The organism is Aeromonas sp. R1-1 (assembly GCF_040908495.1).
Taxonomy (GTDB): Bacteria; Pseudomonadota; Gammaproteobacteria; order Enterobacterales; family Aeromonadaceae; genus Aeromonas; species Aeromonas veronii.
Genome location: NZ_JBFODV010000025.1, coordinates 1 through 14,706 on the forward strand (window position 1 = coordinate 1; position 14,706 = coordinate 14,706).

The following is a 14,706-nucleotide window of genomic DNA, read 5'->3' on the forward strand; positions in this document are numbered from 1 at the left end:
GTGTTGAAAGGCTGGGGTATCCATGATGGTAGACCTCAAGGTGATGGCCTACTTCAAGATTAGCCTTTCAACACGTAATTGGGACAGAGCCTTTTGTTTTATGGCGCAATCCCGAGCGGTTGTCAGCATAGGACTGCAAATCCGCATTGTTGATAGCCCAGCATCTGGCTGAACTGCTTGGGCAATCGTAGTGAAAAGCCTCGGTGACTTTGACGCTACGGCCAACCCATTGGTCGATCCTTTTAAAGTTTCCGCCCGATTCAGTACAAGGGCCTCTCGCAAGAGAGGCCCTTTTCATTGCTCGCTGATTTGCCCTGCTCGGCACTTGAAAGGCATTCCGTGGTGATACCGGTTAATGCTCCACAGACTACGGATCCGGGGACAGGTTCAGATGCGTGGTGATGGCCTGATAGAGCTGGGGGTAGTTATCGTCAAAATGATGTCCTCCCGGCAGGGTGATGCTGGTGACGTTGGGTTGGTTGAGACGGGGGCAGAGGCGGTCGTCATCATCATCATCGGCACCTTGCAGGCAGACCATCGGCAGGTCGCGGATGGTCTTCACCTGCGGTTCGGTCGGGTAGCTGCGGGTCTTGTGGGTCAGCATGTCGCTGACGTGGATCTCGAAATCCGAGCTGGTAGAGGGGGAGAGCATCACGGCCCCGACCAGTCCCTGACGATAGTGCTCCGGCAACCGGTCGATGACGAAGGGGGCAATCTCTGCACCAAACGAGAAGCCTACCAGCAGCCAGTGGGGGCGCTGCCAGCGGGCCTGATAATCATCGAGGATCCGCTCCAGATCGGCGGTCACCTGCTCCGGGGTTTTCTTCTTCCAGTAGTAGGTGAGGGAGCTCCAGCCCACGACCGGCATGCCGTTCAGCTGAAACTGGGCGCTCAGCCCCTTGTCGAGGGCCGCCCAGCCACCATCGCCGCTGAGAAAGATCACCATGGGGGTGTCGGATGGCTGCTTGACCGGCAGCTCAATCAGGCTCAGGTCATCCTTGACCGGGGCGGCGTGCGCCGCAAAAGATGAAACGGGCAGTACGAGACTGAGTAACAGCAAAATCAAGGCTCTCATTGGCCATGCTCCTATTTCTTGATCAGCCCCAGCGGGCCGCGGCTAATCAGGGTGATCAGGTGAGTCAGGGTTCTGGGCAGTACCAGCTTGCTGCTGCAGAGCAGGTAGCGGGGTTCCCAGCGGGGCGAAAATTTCTCCTTGTAGCGTCTGAGCCCCTGAAAGTTGTAAAAACGGCTGCCACGGACGAACAGGGTATTGCCAAGGCGGGCCCAATAGCTGTTGAGCGGGTGATCGTTGAAGCCGGACATGGGGGCCATCCCCAGATTGAAGCTGGCGTACCCCTGCGCCTTACCCCACAGCAGCAGCTCGACAAAGAGAAAATCCATGATGGGGACGGTGCCGGTATCCAGGCTGTAGCGCATCAGATCGATGGAGAGCATCTCCTTGTTATCGCTCACCCAGAGGTTGGCAAAGCCGACAATCTGCCCCTCGTGCCATACCAGCGCAGCCGGGCTTAGGGTCAGGTAGTCAGGCTCGAAGCGGCCGACCGAGAAGCCCTTCTCCTTGCCCATCTTGCTCTGCAGCCAGGTATCGGAGACGGTTTGTAATCTGGGCAGCAGGGGGGCCACGGCACTTGCCTCGACCACCTCGAAGGTCAGTCTTTCCCGTTTGCCCTTGGCGTGGCTCTGGCGCAGGTTGCGCAGCCGGCTGCCTGCCAGATCGAAGGTGGCCAGATCGACCATCGCCTCTTCACCAAGCTTGAAGGGGATCAGCCCCAGCTCCAGATAGAGCGGAAGATAGCGGGCCGACACCTGATAAAAGACCGGGTTGGCGTCGTGCTCGTCGCACCGCTCGCGAAATTGCCAGAGCAGTTCTTCGATCTGCTCGGGGCGACCGACGGGATCCCCCATCACAATCCAGCTGTTGCCCTCGATGCCATACATCAGGAAGGCGTCACCGGCGGGGTGGAACAGCAGGGACTTGTCCTGCAACTGGGCCAGATAGCCGTGGATCCCCCCTTCGCGCACTACCAGCTCGTGAGCGCGCGCCAGCGTCTCCTTATCCGGCTTTTCACCGACCACGCGCAGCGGTGCAAGCAGCTGGGCAACCCCGGCAACGGCCAGCACGGCCACCACGCTCCCCATGGCGCGCAGGCCGCGGGCAGCCCCGCCGTGGGGCGAGAAGTGGAACCAGAGGGCGTGGTCATACTCCACCTGACGATAGGAGAAGAGCAGCAGCCACAGCGCCCCCAGCAGTACGGCGCCGACCGAGATGAGCCAGCCCAGGGTGTACTGGGGATAGAGCAGCGACCCCTTGCGATAGAAGAGGGAACGGCAAGGGGTCATGATGAGCAGGAAGCTGCCAAGCAGCAGGGCTGACTCCCAGTCTCCCCCCTTGAGCAGGGAGAAGGCGATACCCAGAGCCAGCAGCAGCTGGGTGATGCGAAACGCGGCGTCGTGACGGCGATAGAGGCTGCGCGCCAGCAGGATCAGGAGGATACCGCTCACGCTGCCGAGCACGTGGGAGAGCTCCAGCAGATGGAGCGGCAACACCTGCAGCCACACTTCGATGTGGCTGCGCATGGTCGGGATCATCCCCGAGCAGAGCAGCAGGCTGCCGGCGGCGAAGGTGCCCATGCTGATAAGGGCAGGCAGAAATTCGCGCACCGCGCTCATCAGCCCCTGTAGCCGCTGCCAGCGCGCTTTTTGTTGCAGCATCTCCTGACTCGCAAAGAGCAGCAGGGCACAGAGAAAGGGAAGCAGGTAATAGATGCAGCGGTAGAGTAGCAGCGAGGCGAGCAGCTTGTCGGCCTGCAGGTAGTGGGCCAGCAGCAGGCTCATGCTCGCTTCGAACACCCCAATCCCGCCCGGCACGTGGGCCAGTACCCCGAGGAAGCTGGCCAGCACGAAGGCACTGAGCAGCACGGGGTAGGGGACGCTATCTGCAGGCAACAGCACAAACAGCACTGCGGCGGCGGCCATCCAGTCGGCCAGCGCGACCAGCAGCTGCGACAGACGAACTTTGAAGCCGGGCAGGGTCAGGGTGTGTTTCCGCCAGGAGAGACGGTGTGTGGGCCAGCAGAGGTAGCAGGCCACCAACAGCAGAGCCATGACGCCCGCCAGCCTGAGTAGAGTATCTGCCCATTGCGGCCAGTCAGGCAGCAGCTGTGATACATCGCAGGTCAGTAGGGCACCACCTCCCCACGCCAACAGACCGAGGAAAAAGGTGATGGAGCAGAACAGCACCACGCGGGCCACTTCCCCGGTGGCTAGCCCCAGTGCGGAGTAGAGGCGATAGCGTACCGAGGTGCCGGTCAGCAGGGCAAATCCCAGGGTGTTGGAGAAGGTGTAGGCGATAAAGGAGGTGATGCTGACCTGTTGCCAGGGAAGGCGCTTGCCCAGCGCATGGAGCGCCAGCATGTCATAGCTGCAGAGGCAACCATAACTGAGCAGGGTCAGCAACAGGGCGCCCGCCAGTCGCGGCAGGGGTTGGGACCAGATGGCCACACGAATATCGTGCCAGTGCCATGCCTGAGTCAGGTGATACAGCACGGTCAGTGCGGTGCCGAGCAGCAGCAAGCTGCACAAGGGGCCTAGCCATTTAAGCAGATGACGCCACATGCCATGTTCCTGTGGTCATTGACCGTTTCCCGCAAAGGGGGAGCCGGGTCGTGGATCCGGTTTGGACGAGGGAGGCGCTCGTCAGGAAAATTTCGGGAAAAGATGGAAAGGGAGGCGTCAGCCTCCCTCTGTGTTATCCAGTGACCGGTTGGATCACTTGGTTTTCGGCGCGACTTTGACGGTAGGGGTCTTGGCGTGGGTGGCTTTATGGTGTTTTTTCACCACCTTGGTCTGGGTCGCCTGCGGTGTGGCTGTCTTGGTCGGGGTGGCCGCCATGGTGAAACCGGAGGTGAGGGCGAAGACGCCAGCCAGGGTCAGGGGAATGATCTTTTTCATGTTCAATTTCCTTATTCGGGTTGATGTTATGGAGCGTTCTCCATGACAGTCATCCTATGACGGTTGCGGCGGCCCTTCAGTGAGCGGTTGGTGACGGTTTGTATCCAAATGTACAGGCAGGGTGAGGCAGAAGCGGGCGCCGTGGTCACTGGCCAGCAACGCCACATCCCCCCCGTGATGACGGGCAATGCTGCGCACGATGGCCAACCCCAAACCAGTGCCGCCGGTGCGACGATCCCGGCTTTGATCAAGGCGTACGAACGGCTCGAAGATCTGGGGCGCCAGCGCCGGATCGATCCCCGGCCCATCGTCGCTCACCTCCAGCAAATAGTTCTCCTGCAGCCGCGAGATGGAGAGGTTAACCTCGCTCTCGGCGTAGCGCAGGGCATTGCCGATGAGGTTCTCCACCGCGCGCGTCAGCAGACGCTGATCGCCGCACCAGGGCATGTGACGTGGCGGCAGATCGAGGGTGAGCTTCTTTTCGGGGGCTAGCGCTTGCCAGTCGCCGAGATGCGCTTGTGCCCAGTGGCTGAGCTCCAGCTCGTCCTGCTGCAGCGGCAGTTCGGGTCTATCCAGCTTGGCGTAAGTGAGCATCTCTTCGATCAGGGCGTCCAGCGCCCCCAGATCTCGCTCCAGCGCCTGCTGCTCCTGCTCGGCAGGGGCAGGATCGAGTATGGCAAGCCGATAGCGCAACCGGACCAGCGGGGTGCGCAATTCGTGGGCGATGGCATCGGTCAGTTGCTTGCGGCTGGCAATCATGGCCTGCAATTGGGTCGCCATTTGATCGAAGGTGCGTCCCACCCGGGCCAGACTGCTGCCCGGTGGCAGATTGGTTCGGCAGGAGAGATCCCCATCGCCTACGCGACGTGCGGTTTGCTCCAACTGCTGCAAGCCGCGCCAGTGGGGACGCAGCCACAGAAGGATGGGCAGGCCGAGAGATAGGCCGATCACCAGCAGCAGCCCCACATCGACCCAGTGCAGCTCGTGCAGGTAGGAGAGGTAGGGTACAGGGCCGACAATCAGCACCCGAGCGGTATCGGGGATGCGCTGCAGGAAGGTGTCATCCTCCTCGACGATGACAATATTGCCAGCGGCCAAAAAGGCCTGATCCTCGCTGGCCAGCGGCTGGCGCACCAGCTCGCCGATCTTGAGGGGGAGGGTAAACTGACTGCTCTGCTCGGCCAGTCGATCGGGCCAGCGCTCTGGCGGGGTTCTTGCCAACTCGCCGGTCAACAGGCCAAGAGAGCCCTGCATCATGCGTTCGAGATAGCGATCACCCGCCCGTTCGGCGGTCACCTGATAGACCACGCCAACCAGCAGGATGGCCAGCGTGAAGCAGCCGATCAGCAACAGATAGAATTGGATAAAGAGACGGCGCATGGCGGTGCTCCCGAAAGAGGGTTATTCCCAGGCGTGGGGGACGAAGAGGTAGCCTTTCTGGCGCACCGTCTTGATCCGGGTCGGGTTGTCAGGGTTATCACCCAGTTTGCGGCGCAGGCGGGAGATGGCCACATCCATGCTGCGATCCTGACCGTCGTACTCCCGGCCGCGCAAGCTGCGAAAGAGGGCTTCCCGACTCAAGATTTGGCCCGCGTGGCAGGCGAGCTCCCACAGCAGATCAAAGTCGGCGGTCGAGAGAGCAATGCTCTCGCCATCGAGCCGCACATCTCGTCCCGGCCCATTCACCCGCAGCCGACCAAATTGCAGCTGCTGGGGAACGCTGCTGGTGGCGGCCGGTTGGGTTGATGCTTGCTGGTGCTGGCGAAACTGCACCCGCAACCGGGCCAGCAGCACCGGCGGTGGCGTCGTTTTGAGAATGTAGTCGTTGGCGCCCAGCTCCAGACTCAGGATCTGATTCATGTCGCTATCCAGCGAGGTGAGCATTACGATGGGGCCGTCGAAGCGCGGCCGAAGAGCACGACAGAGGGACATGCCATCTTGCCCCGGCAACATGATATCGAGTAGCACCAGATCGGGCTGTTCGGCCTCGACCCGGGCCAGCGCCATATCCCCTCTGGGCTCGAGGATCACGTCCATATCGTGGCGACCGAGCCAACTGCTGATGAGCTGGCCAATCTCGGGATCATCTTCGACAAAAAGAATGCGTTGCATAGAAAAGCTCCAACGGAAAGCAGGAGAGAAGAAGAGCGATCAGCATATCAATGGCGCTTGGGAAATACAGAAAAAGAACCGGGCAGGCTGATGTGTGGGGGAGAGTGGCTGTGTGTATCGATGGGGAGGCGCACATCGTGACAAATGGGCAGAGCCGCGTTTATCGGTCTGGAGGATGGCCTTGCAGACAAGGTAAGGCGCTGTCGAGCGCAAAAACAAAAAAACCGGCCAAGGCCGGTTTTTCGCGGAGCAGACCAGAAGATCACTGCACCAACTCGATTGGCATCACCTTGCGGCGATTATCGACAGAATAATGGGGTGGCTGATGGGGCTCGAACCCACGACAACCGGAATCACAATCCGGGACTCTACCAACTGAGCTACAGCCACCACTGAAATCTTCATCAACACTCGCCAATCCAGAAGGATTGGGGAACATCAATGGCGCGCCCTGCAGGATTCGAACCTGCGACCCACGGCTTAGAAGGCCGTTGCTCTATCCAACTGAGCTAAGGGCGCTTTGTATCAACATGTCTTAAGGACGAGTCGATGAACATGGTCGGTGATAAAGGATTCGAACCTTTGACCCTCTGGTCCCAAACCAGATGCGCTACCGGACTGCGCTAATCACCGAAAATCCCTGACCAGCATATCGACATGAGTCGTACTGGGCAACGGGCGGGCATCATAGCCAAGCGTAAGGGCCAGCGTCAACGACTTTTTCCCCCAGTAAATTCAAGTGCCTACTTATTGCCCGCTACAGGTATGGCGTGCGTCTGCCGCTAACATCCCGGCTAAAAAAATGCGACAATGCGCGGCAGTTGAACACATGGTGAGTGGAGAACGATGTCTGCCAAAATCATAGATGGAAAACAGGTTGCGCAAACGATTCGCAGCCAGGTCGCGGCGCAAGTCCAACAGCGGTTGGCGGCAGGGAAACGGGCTCCAGGGCTGGCAGTCATTCTGGTGGGGGCGGATCCCGCCTCTCAGGTCTATGTCGGCAGCAAACGTCGGGCGTGCGAGGAGGTGGGTTTTCTCTCCCGCTCCTATGATCTGAGTGCAACCGCCAGTCAGGAAGAGCTGCTGGCGCTGATCGACCAGTTGAATGCGGATAGCCACGTAGATGGCATTCTGGTTCAGCTGCCGTTGCCGGATCACTTTGATACCACTCAGGTGCTGGAGCGGATCCAGCCTGACAAGGATGTAGATGGATTCCACCCGTATAACGTCGGCCGTCTGGCCCAACGTATTCCGGCGCTGCGCCCCTGCACTCCGAAAGGGATCATGACGCTGATCGAGACCACCGGCGTGAAGACGCACGGTCTGCATGCTGTCGTGGTGGGAGCGTCCAACATAGTGGGGCGTCCCATGACCCTCGAATTGTTGCTGGCGGGCTGCACAACCACGACCTGCCATCGTTTTACGCGGGATCTGGAAGAGCAGGTACGCCGTGCCGATCTGTTGGTTGTTGCGGTTGGCAAGCCCAACTTCATTCCTGGGGAGTGGATCAAACCGGGGGCACTGGTGATCGATGTGGGCATCAACCGTCTGGCTGATGGCTCGCTGGTCGGGGATGTAGAGTTTGAGACGGCGCGCAGCCATGCCGCCTTCATTACCCCGGTACCCGGTGGCGTGGGCCCGATGACGGTCGCCAGCCTGATGGAAAATACCCTGATCGCCTGTAGTGAATATCACGACTGATCATGGCTGGTGATAACCCTGTGATCCCGTGAGGAGGCAGGATTCGCCAGAAATCTGACAATAAAAAACCGGTTGCTCAGAGAGGAACCGGTTTTTTATTTATCCAACGGGCGTTATTTACATATTTTGTGCTTCGTTTGGCACAATCACAGAGGCGTGATTTCCTTTCGGCCCCTGTTGCAGTTCAAAATTGACAGCCTGACCCGCTTTCAGGGTCTTGTAGCCCTCCATTTGAATCGTGGAGTAGTGAGCGAATATATCCTCACCGCCCCCTTCCGGACAGATAAACCCAAATCCTTTTGCGTTGTTAAACCACTTAACTGTGCCGGTTGCCATACTTCTACATCCTTTTATTGATTACCCAGAAGTCGTTGAGTAACCTGCGCCAGCCCTTTATAACTAGGGACATGGGCCCATAGCAGACGGGCACAGATTAGCAAGTAACCAATCTAGTCTAACTTTTGAGCGAGTCAAGAAGTTGTTAACAGCTGATGTGATCTGGTTAACAAGTCTATTGACAACCTTGTGTTAGACGGTAGTAATCTAGAGGTACCAAAGCGCGATTATGAGCAAGCAGAAAGAACTCTTTGCTAATGAAGATATTGCAGAAGCAGAGAAAACAAAGCTGCAGCCGCCACCCATGTATAAGGTTGTGTTGAACAACGATGACTACACGCCCATGGAGTTTGTGGTGGAGGTGCTGCAAAAGTTCTTTGGTATGGATTTGGACAAGGCGACTCAGGTCATGCTGAGTGTGCATTATAGTGGTAAGGGTGTCTGCGGCATGTTTACCGCAGAGATCGCCGAAACCAAGGTTGTCCAAGTCAACACCTATGCACGTAACAACGAACATCCACTGCTCTGTACTATGGAAAAGGCTTGAATCTGATGACTTGATGGCGAGTGTGACACCACATTGTAGCTGTACTAGGGGAGGTGCCTATGTTGAATAAAGATCTAGAAAAGACGCTGAACGAGGCTTTCAAACTGGCCCGTGACGAGCGCCACGAATTCATGACCGTCGAGCACCTGTTGTTAGCCCTTCTGGATAACAGTTCAGCCCATGAGGCGCTGAGCTCCTGTGGTGCCGATGTTGAGCAGATGCGCAAGGAGATCCGCGCATTCATCACCCAAACTACTCCGCTCATACCGCGCGATGATGAAGATCGTGAAACCCAGCCGACACTGGGCTTCCAGCGCGTGTTGCAGCGTGCCGTCTTCCATGTGCAATCCTCCGGCAATACCGAAGTCAGCGGCGCCAACGTGCTGGTCGCTATCTTCAGTGAGCAGGAGTCACAAGCTGCCTATTTCCTGAAAAAAGCCGAGATCAGCCGTCTCGACGTCGTCAATTTCCTCTCCCACGGTGTGCGCAAGGACAGCAAGCCGGATCTCGGCAGCAATAACAATCCCGAGTCTGATGATGATGTCTCGGCCGCACAGATTGAGAGCTTTGCCACCAACCTGAACCAGCTGGTGCTGGAAGGGCGTATCGATCCGCTCATCGGCCGTGATCAGGAGCTCAATCGTACCATTCAGGTGCTCTGCCGCCGTCGCAAGAACAACCCGTTGCTGGTGGGTGAAGCGGGCGTGGGGAAAACAGCCATTGCCGAAGGGCTGGCCTATCGCATCGTCAAGGGTGATGTCCCCGAGGTGATTGCGGGCAGTACCATCTATTCGCTGGATATGGGTTCTCTGCTGGCGGGCACCAAATACCGTGGTGATTTCGAGAAGCGCCTCAAGGTTCTGCTCAAGCAGATTGAGCGTCAGGAAGGGGCGATCCTCTTTATCGACGAGATCCATACCATCATCGGTGCCGGTGCTGCTTCCGGTGGTCAGCTGGATGCGGCCAACCTGATCAAGCCGCTGCTCTCAAATGGTTTGCTCCGTTGTGTGGGATCCACCACTTATCAGGAGTACGCCCAGATCTTCGAGAAAGACCGTGCGTTGGCCCGTCGCTTCCAGAAGATCGATATTGTCGAGCCGACTATCGATGACACCACGCGCATACTGATGGGGCTCAAGAGTCGCTACGAAGCTCACCACGGTGTGCGCTATACCGCCAAGGCGATCCGTGCAGCTGCCGAACTCTCTGCCAAGTACATCAATGACCGTCATTTGCCCGACAAGGCGATCGACGTGATCGACGAAGCGGGTGCCGGTCAACGGTTGTTGCCGGCGAGCAAGCGCAAGAAAGTGATCAATGTGCAGGAAATTGAGTCCATTGTGGCCAAGATTGCCCGCATTCCGGAGAAATCAGTTTCTTCCTCGGATAAAGAGGTGCTGAAGAACCTGGAGCGCAATCTGAAGATGGTGGTCTTTGGTCAGGATAAAGCCATTGAGGTGCTGACCGATGCGATTCGCCTCTCTCGTTCAGGTTTGGGTAACGAGCGTCGCCCGGTTGGTTGCTTCCTCTTTGCCGGTCCTACCGGTGTTGGTAAAACAGAGGTGACCCAGCAGTTGGGCAAGGCATTGGGTGTCGAGATGCTGCGCTTTGATATGTCCGAGTACATGGAACGTCATACCGTATCTCGCCTGATTGGTGCGCCTCCCGGCTATGTCGGTTTTGAGCAGGGTGGTCTGCTGACTGATGCGGTGATCAAGCATCCTCATTCCGTTGTGTTGCTTGACGAAATTGAGAAAGCTCACCCGGACGTATTCAATCTGCTGTTGCAGGTGATGGACAACGGCACCCTGACCGACAACAACGGGCGCAAGGCGGATTTCCGTAACGTGATTTTGGTCATGACTACCAACGCCGGTGTGCAGGAGACCCAGCGTAAATCGATTGGCTTCCAGCAACAGGATTTGAGCCACGATGCCATGGCGGTGATCAACAAGACCTTCAGTCCGGAGTTTCGTAACCGGCTTGATCACACCATCTGGTTCAACCATCTCGATATGACGGTGATTCATCAGGTGGTCGACAAGTTTATTGTCGAATTGCAGGTTCAACTGGATGCGAAGGGAGTTTCTCTCGAGGTGTCCGAGCGTGCCCGCCACTGGTTGGCAGAGAAGGGATATGACAGAGCCATGGGCGCCAGACCGATGGGGCGGGTGATCCAGGAGCACCTCAAGAAACCCCTGGCCAACGAGATCCTGTTCGGTTCACTGGTTGACGGGGGAATTGTGAAGGTTGAGTTGGTAAATGACAGCCTCAGCTTTGATTTTCAGGTCAATGTTGAAGCTGTTTCCCACTAAGCGTCAGTGATCAGAAAACGACAAAAAACCCCAACCGAAAGGTTGGGGTTTTTTGCTGAATTCCTGGCTTAGCGAGAGCGGAAAACAATACGTCCCTTGGAGAGATCGTAGGGAGTCAGTGCTACCGTTACTTTGTCTCCAGTCAGGATACGAATGTAGTTTTTGCGCATCTTGCCTGAAATATGAGCGATAACCACGTGACCATTCTCCAGTTCCACACGGAACATGGTATTGGGCAGGGTTTCGAGAATAGTGCCCTGCATCTCAATACTGTCTTCTTTAGCCATTGAATCCTCTTGATAAGCCACAACAAAAAACCGCTGGATCATGCCGGATTTAAGGCTATGTGTAAAGTTTACTCGGGCTTGGTGTCGATATTTTTCCATTCCCCCTGAATTAACAGCTCGTGAGGGAGATAATTGCGCTTGTAATTCATCTTGCGGCACGCCTCCACCAGATAGCCAAGATAGAGCCAGCTTCGCCCTGTTCGCTTGGCCAGATCGAGCTGGCAGAGGATGGCAAAGGTGCCCAGGGAGCGATCGGCATAATCCGGATCGAAGAAGGTGTACATAGCGCTCAAGGAGTTGGGCAGCAGGTCTGTGGTAGCCACGCCGATAAGACGGCCCTCCTTGCGCATCTCCAGATAGAGTGGCGGCATCCAGTCACAATGGAGAAAACCGCGATACTGGCTGCGGTTGGGGGGATACATGCTGCCATCGTGATGGCGTTCGCGGATATAGCGTTCGTAGAGCAGGTAATACTCGGGTTTGTCATCGTAGCTCAGGACGATCTCGATATCTTTGTTGAGCTGGCGGATCCGCTTCTGGCCACGGCTGGGACGAAAGTGTTCACTGTGAATACGAAGGGATTGGCAGGCATGGCACGCCGGGCAGTGGGGACGATAGATGTCGTTGCCACTGCGGCGAAAACCGGCAGTCAACAATCGCTCGTAACCGTTGGCGTTGAGCAGATTGTGATCCATCAGCACCAGCAACTGCTCCTGTTCATGGTCCAGATAACTGCAGGGATGCTTGGGAGTCAGCCCTACTTTGAGGATCACTTCTTCAGTCATAAGCTGATCTCCCCCTCTTGCCAGCAGGAAGCCAATAGTGGTTGATGGCCAAGGCGCGCCAGCTCAGCCAGAAAACGGGCCCGTGGCCACTCCTCGATACCCAGGGTCGCCAGAAACGGGTTTTGCATCTGGCAATCGATGAGGGCGCCGCGATGGCGGGCGAAGTGGCGACAGAGTGCCACCATGGCAAGTTTGGCGCCGTTATCAATCCGGCTGAACATGGATTCACCGCAAAACAGTCGGCCGATAGAGAGGCCATACAGTCCCGCTTGCAGCTCTCCCTCCTGCCAGATCTCGATAGAGTGGGCATGACCCAGCCGGTGCAACTGCTGGTAGGCCTCGATCATGGGTTGACTGATCCAGGTGCCATCGGCAGTGCGACGAGGGGCGGCGCAGGCGGTAATGACTTCATTAAAGGCGCGATTGACGGAAATATCGAATGGGGTACGGCGGATAATCTTTTGCAGTGTCCGTCCCACATGGAGTTGGTCTGGGCGGATCACTCCGCGGGGATCCGGTGACCACCACAGGGTCGGCTGGTGGGGTTCATTCCACGGGAAGATCCCCTTGTGGTAAGCTGCCAGCAATCTGGCAGGGGAGAGATCCCCGCCGATCGCCAGCAAGCCGTTGGGCTCTTCCAGCGCATGGCTGGGGTCGGGAAACCAGCAAAGCTCATCATCCAGTTGGGTAAGATAGCGAGACATAAGGCAACGAGGTTCATAGATGAAGGCCATTATCCTGATAGTATCCAGCTTGCTCTGCTTTGTCACGGCGCCCGCCGGGGCGGAGGTCTACCAGCGCAATACCGCGCGGCCGGTCAATCAGGTGGTGTTTGGCCAGGTCGAAACGGTGCGCAATATTACCCAGCGCCAGATCCTGGAGTCCGAGCACTCTGGCTGGAAGACGCTGGGTGGTGCCGTGTTGGGCGGCCTGCTGGGCAACCAGTTTGGCGGCGGTCATGGTCGTGAAATCGCCACCGCCGTCGGGGCGCTCGCGGGAGCTGCGGCTGCGCAGCAATACCAGTCCGGGGGAACCGTGGTGGAAAACAAGTTGGTGGAGCTGCTGATCCGCAACGAGCAAAATGCCCTTATCAACGTGATCCAGGATTATGATCCCGCCATGGTCTTTGCCAATGGGGACAAGGTGCGCATTCTCTATTTCGATGATGGGGTGCGGGTCGACAAGACTTACTGACTTTCGATAGTCATGGTGATGGGGAGACTGTGGCAGGAAAGGAACCCGCAGACTCTCCTGCTGGAAAGTCTGTCGGGCGGTAATACACGGGACTGATGCCCTGAGGATTCAGATAGCTGTCTCTTGAGAGACTATCTTGTCGCGACCGGTGTTCTTTGCCTGATAGAGCAGCCGATCCGCTACGCTCAGCGCCTCGTCCATGGATATCCGCCCGACGCTGATCACGCCGTAACTGGCGCGAACAAAGAGCGGGGTTTCCGGTGACAAGGGTTGCTGGCGCAGCTGCTGACGCAGCCCTTCAAGACGCTTGATCAACACGGGGACGGTACAGTGAGGCACCATCATGGCAAACTCCTCTCCTCCAAACCGGGCGATCATGGCATCGGGGAAGAACTGTGTCAGTAGCCGGGTCAGATGGCAGAGCAGTTGATCGCCGATGGCATGGCCCCAGTGATCGTTGACCTGCTTGAAGTGATCCACATCGAGCACACAGAGTGCAAGAGGCGTCTGTTGGCGCTGATGCTCTTCAAACCATTTTTGCCCTTCGTTGAACCAGTAGCGCCGGTTGTAGAGACCGGTCAGGTAATCACGATTGGCTGACTCCTGAATGCTGTTGAACTGCTCGAGCGCCTCCAGATTGTGGCTGACCCGACACTGCAGCTCTTCCGGCTCGAACGGCTGGTTGAGAAAGTCGTTGGCGCCCTGCTTGAGGTAGCGAGCAGAGAGACCGCGCTTGTCCGAGACCGAGATCCCGATAATCGCGAGCTGCTGCTTGCTGTAACGCTCTCTCAGCATCCGCACCAGACTGATGCCATCGATATCCGGCATATAGTAGTCGACCAGTGCCAGCCGGATGTCCGGATGTTGCTCCAGCATCGCCATCGCTTCACGGGCATGACTGGCCTCATGCACCTGCAACAACTGCTTGCGCAACTGGGCCATGGTGCGGTGACGGGAGGTGCGTGAGTCGTCGACCACCAGCACTTCGATCGACTGGTTGAGATAGAGGCGGTGCACCAGACTAACGGCATATTGCAGCGAGTGGCGCGAATCCTTCATCACATAGTCCAGCACGCCGGTTTCCAGCCAGGCTGCACGTTTATCCTCGCTGATGTCGGCAGTGAGGATCACCACCGGCAAACCTCGAGCCAGCAGCTCGTTGACCGCTTCGCCACGGGGCGCATCCGGCAAGGTCAGGTCCACCAGCGCGACCACATACTCCTCGCCACGACAGTGACGAGCGCCTTCGAGGGTATCGAAGGCGTCAATCTCGAGGCCTGTCTGCTGGGCAATGGCCTGAGTCAGCATACGGCGGATGGTCAGGCTATCTTCGACAATCAATATCTTCTGTTTCATTAGACTCCTTTGTCTAGTCCTGAAATAGGTTTACACATTTTCAACTAGCATTTCTCTACTCAGAACCCCCTATGTACCGCATCGGGGGTTCTGTATTTCAA

The 14,706-nt window shown here is 57.5% G+C and carries 14 protein-coding genes and 3 tRNA genes; 4 read left to right on the plus strand and 13 right to left on the minus strand.

Annotated features, from left to right (window positions below; all coding sequences use genetic code 11):
* Positions 1-367 precede the first annotated feature (367 nt).
* The 8 genes from AB5Y92_RS01130 to AB5Y92_RS01165 form a co-directional block, all read right to left on the minus strand.
* On the minus strand, positions 368-1,075 hold the full coding sequence (locus AB5Y92_RS01130; protein ID WP_368225219.1) for an AcvB/VirJ family lysyl-phosphatidylglycerol hydrolase: 708 nt from the start codon (positions 1,073-1,075) through the stop codon (positions 368-370).
* 11 nt (positions 1,076-1,086) lie between these two features.
* Positions 1,087-3,636: a bifunctional lysylphosphatidylglycerol flippase/synthetase MprF gene (gene mprF, locus AB5Y92_RS01135; RefSeq protein WP_368225221.1), complete on the minus strand. Its 2,550-nt coding sequence runs from the start codon at positions 3,634-3,636 to the stop codon at positions 1,087-1,089.
* A 153-nt stretch (positions 3,637-3,789) separates the two neighbouring features.
* A complete protein-coding gene (locus AB5Y92_RS01140; protein WP_368225223.1) occupies positions 3,790-3,972 on the minus strand; it encodes a hypothetical protein in 183 nt (60 codons plus the stop codon).
* A gap of 54 nt (positions 3,973-4,026) precedes the next feature.
* Entirely contained in the window at positions 4,027-5,352 is a 1,326-nt protein-coding gene (rstB, locus tag AB5Y92_RS01145; protein ID WP_368225224.1) for a two-component system sensor histidine kinase RstB, read from the minus strand.
* A 21-nt stretch (positions 5,353-5,373) separates the two neighbouring features.
* Complete coding sequence (gene rstA, locus AB5Y92_RS01150) at positions 5,374-6,084, minus strand: two-component system response regulator RstA (RefSeq protein WP_368225226.1); 711 nt, start codon at positions 6,082-6,084, stop codon at positions 5,374-5,376.
* 314 nt (positions 6,085-6,398) lie between these two features.
* Positions 6,399-6,474, minus strand: a tRNA-His gene (locus AB5Y92_RS01155).
* Between the two features lie 52 nt (positions 6,475-6,526).
* Positions 6,527-6,603: transfer RNA gene (locus tag AB5Y92_RS01160), tRNA-Arg, on the minus strand.
* Between the two features lie 37 nt (positions 6,604-6,640).
* Positions 6,641-6,717, minus strand: a tRNA-Pro gene (locus tag AB5Y92_RS01165).
* Positions 6,718-6,930: 213 nt separating this feature from the next.
* Here AB5Y92_RS01165 and folD point away from each other — a divergent pair.
* Complete coding sequence (gene folD, locus AB5Y92_RS01170) at positions 6,931-7,785, plus strand: bifunctional methylenetetrahydrofolate dehydrogenase/methenyltetrahydrofolate cyclohydrolase FolD (protein WP_064338144.1); 855 nt, start codon at positions 6,931-6,933, stop codon at positions 7,783-7,785.
* A 117-nt stretch (positions 7,786-7,902) separates the two neighbouring features.
* Here folD and cspD read toward each other — a convergent pair whose 3' ends face one another.
* Complete coding sequence (cspD, locus tag AB5Y92_RS01175; RefSeq protein WP_005300025.1) at positions 7,903-8,121, minus strand: cold shock-like protein CspD; 219 nt, start codon at positions 8,119-8,121, stop codon at positions 7,903-7,905.
* 229 nt (positions 8,122-8,350) lie between these two features.
* On the opposite strand from cspD, the gene clpS reads away from it, so the two are divergent.
* Both clpS and clpA read left to right on the plus strand, forming a co-directional pair.
* Complete coding sequence (clpS, locus tag AB5Y92_RS01180; protein WP_040097598.1) at positions 8,351-8,668, plus strand: ATP-dependent Clp protease adapter ClpS; 318 nt, start codon at positions 8,351-8,353, stop codon at positions 8,666-8,668.
* A gap of 59 nt (positions 8,669-8,727) precedes the next feature.
* Positions 8,728-10,983, plus strand: a complete 2,256-nt coding sequence (gene clpA / locus AB5Y92_RS01185; RefSeq protein WP_005337110.1) for an ATP-dependent Clp protease ATP-binding subunit ClpA — start codon at positions 8,728-8,730, stop codon at positions 10,981-10,983.
* 68 nt (positions 10,984-11,051) lie between these two features.
* On the opposite strand, the gene infA is transcribed toward clpA, so the two are convergent.
* The 3 genes from infA to aat form a co-directional block, all read right to left on the minus strand.
* A complete protein-coding gene (gene infA, locus AB5Y92_RS01190; protein WP_005300033.1) occupies positions 11,052-11,270 on the minus strand; it encodes a translation initiation factor IF-1 in 219 nt (72 codons plus the stop codon).
* Between the two features lie 68 nt (positions 11,271-11,338).
* The gene (locus tag AB5Y92_RS01195; protein ID WP_368225228.1) at positions 11,339-12,055 is read right to left on the minus strand and encodes an arginyltransferase; all 717 of its coding nucleotides are present in this window, start codon (positions 12,053-12,055) and stop codon (positions 11,339-11,341) included.
* Positions 12,052-12,759, minus strand: a complete 708-nt coding sequence (aat, locus tag AB5Y92_RS01200) for a leucyl/phenylalanyl-tRNA--protein transferase (RefSeq protein WP_019445527.1) — start codon at positions 12,757-12,759, stop codon at positions 12,052-12,054. The genes AB5Y92_RS01195 and aat overlap by 4 nt, the downstream gene beginning before the upstream one ends.
* Positions 12,760-12,778: 19 nt before the next feature.
* On the opposite strand from aat, the gene AB5Y92_RS01205 reads away from it, so the two are divergent.
* Positions 12,779-13,249: a glycine zipper 2TM domain-containing protein gene (locus tag AB5Y92_RS01205; protein ID WP_005337104.1), complete on the plus strand. Its 471-nt coding sequence runs from the start codon at positions 12,779-12,781 to the stop codon at positions 13,247-13,249.
* A 108-nt stretch (positions 13,250-13,357) separates the two neighbouring features.
* Here the strand turns inward: AB5Y92_RS01205 and AB5Y92_RS01210 are convergent, their stop codons facing one another.
* Complete coding sequence (locus AB5Y92_RS01210; RefSeq protein ID WP_005351207.1) at positions 13,358-14,605, minus strand: diguanylate cyclase; 1,248 nt, start codon at positions 14,603-14,605, stop codon at positions 13,358-13,360.
* Positions 14,606-14,706: the final 101 nt, after the last annotated feature.

Coding starts and splice junctions, on each gene's coding strand:
- AB5Y92_RS01130 (WP_368225219.1), bottom strand. CDS start 1,075: ATGAGAGCCTTGATTTTGCTGTTACTCAGTCTCGTACTGCCCGTTTCA.
- mprF (WP_368225221.1), bottom strand. CDS start 3,636: ATGTGGCGTCATCTGCTTAAATGGCTAGGCCCCTTGTGCAGCTTGCTG.
- AB5Y92_RS01140 (WP_368225223.1), bottom strand. CDS start 3,972: ATGAAAAAGATCATTCCCCTGACCCTGGCTGGCGTCTTCGCCCTCACC.
- rstB (WP_368225224.1), bottom strand. CDS start 5,352: ATGCGCCGTCTCTTTATCCAATTCTATCTGTTGCTGATCGGCTGCTTC.
- rstA (WP_368225226.1), bottom strand. CDS start 6,084: ATGCAACGCATTCTTTTTGTCGAAGATGATCCCGAGATTGGCCAGCTC.
- folD (WP_064338144.1), top strand. CDS start 6,931: ATGTCTGCCAAAATCATAGATGGAAAACAGGTTGCGCAAACGATTCGC.
- cspD (WP_005300025.1), bottom strand. CDS start 8,121: ATGGCAACCGGCACAGTTAAGTGGTTTAACAACGCAAAAGGATTTGGG.
- clpS (WP_040097598.1), top strand. CDS start 8,351: ATGAGCAAGCAGAAAGAACTCTTTGCTAATGAAGATATTGCAGAAGCA.
- clpA (WP_005337110.1), top strand. CDS start 8,728: ATGTTGAATAAAGATCTAGAAAAGACGCTGAACGAGGCTTTCAAACTG.
- infA (WP_005300033.1), bottom strand. CDS start 11,270: ATGGCTAAAGAAGACAGTATTGAGATGCAGGGCACTATTCTCGAAACC.
- AB5Y92_RS01195 (WP_368225228.1), bottom strand. CDS start 12,055: ATGACTGAAGAAGTGATCCTCAAAGTAGGGCTGACTCCCAAGCATCCC.
- aat (WP_019445527.1), bottom strand. CDS start 12,759: ATGTCTCGCTATCTTACCCAACTGGATGATGAGCTTTGCTGGTTTCCC.
- AB5Y92_RS01205 (WP_005337104.1), top strand. CDS start 12,779: ATGAAGGCCATTATCCTGATAGTATCCAGCTTGCTCTGCTTTGTCACG.
- AB5Y92_RS01210 (WP_005351207.1), bottom strand. CDS start 14,605: ATGAAACAGAAGATATTGATTGTCGAAGATAGCCTGACCATCCGCCGT.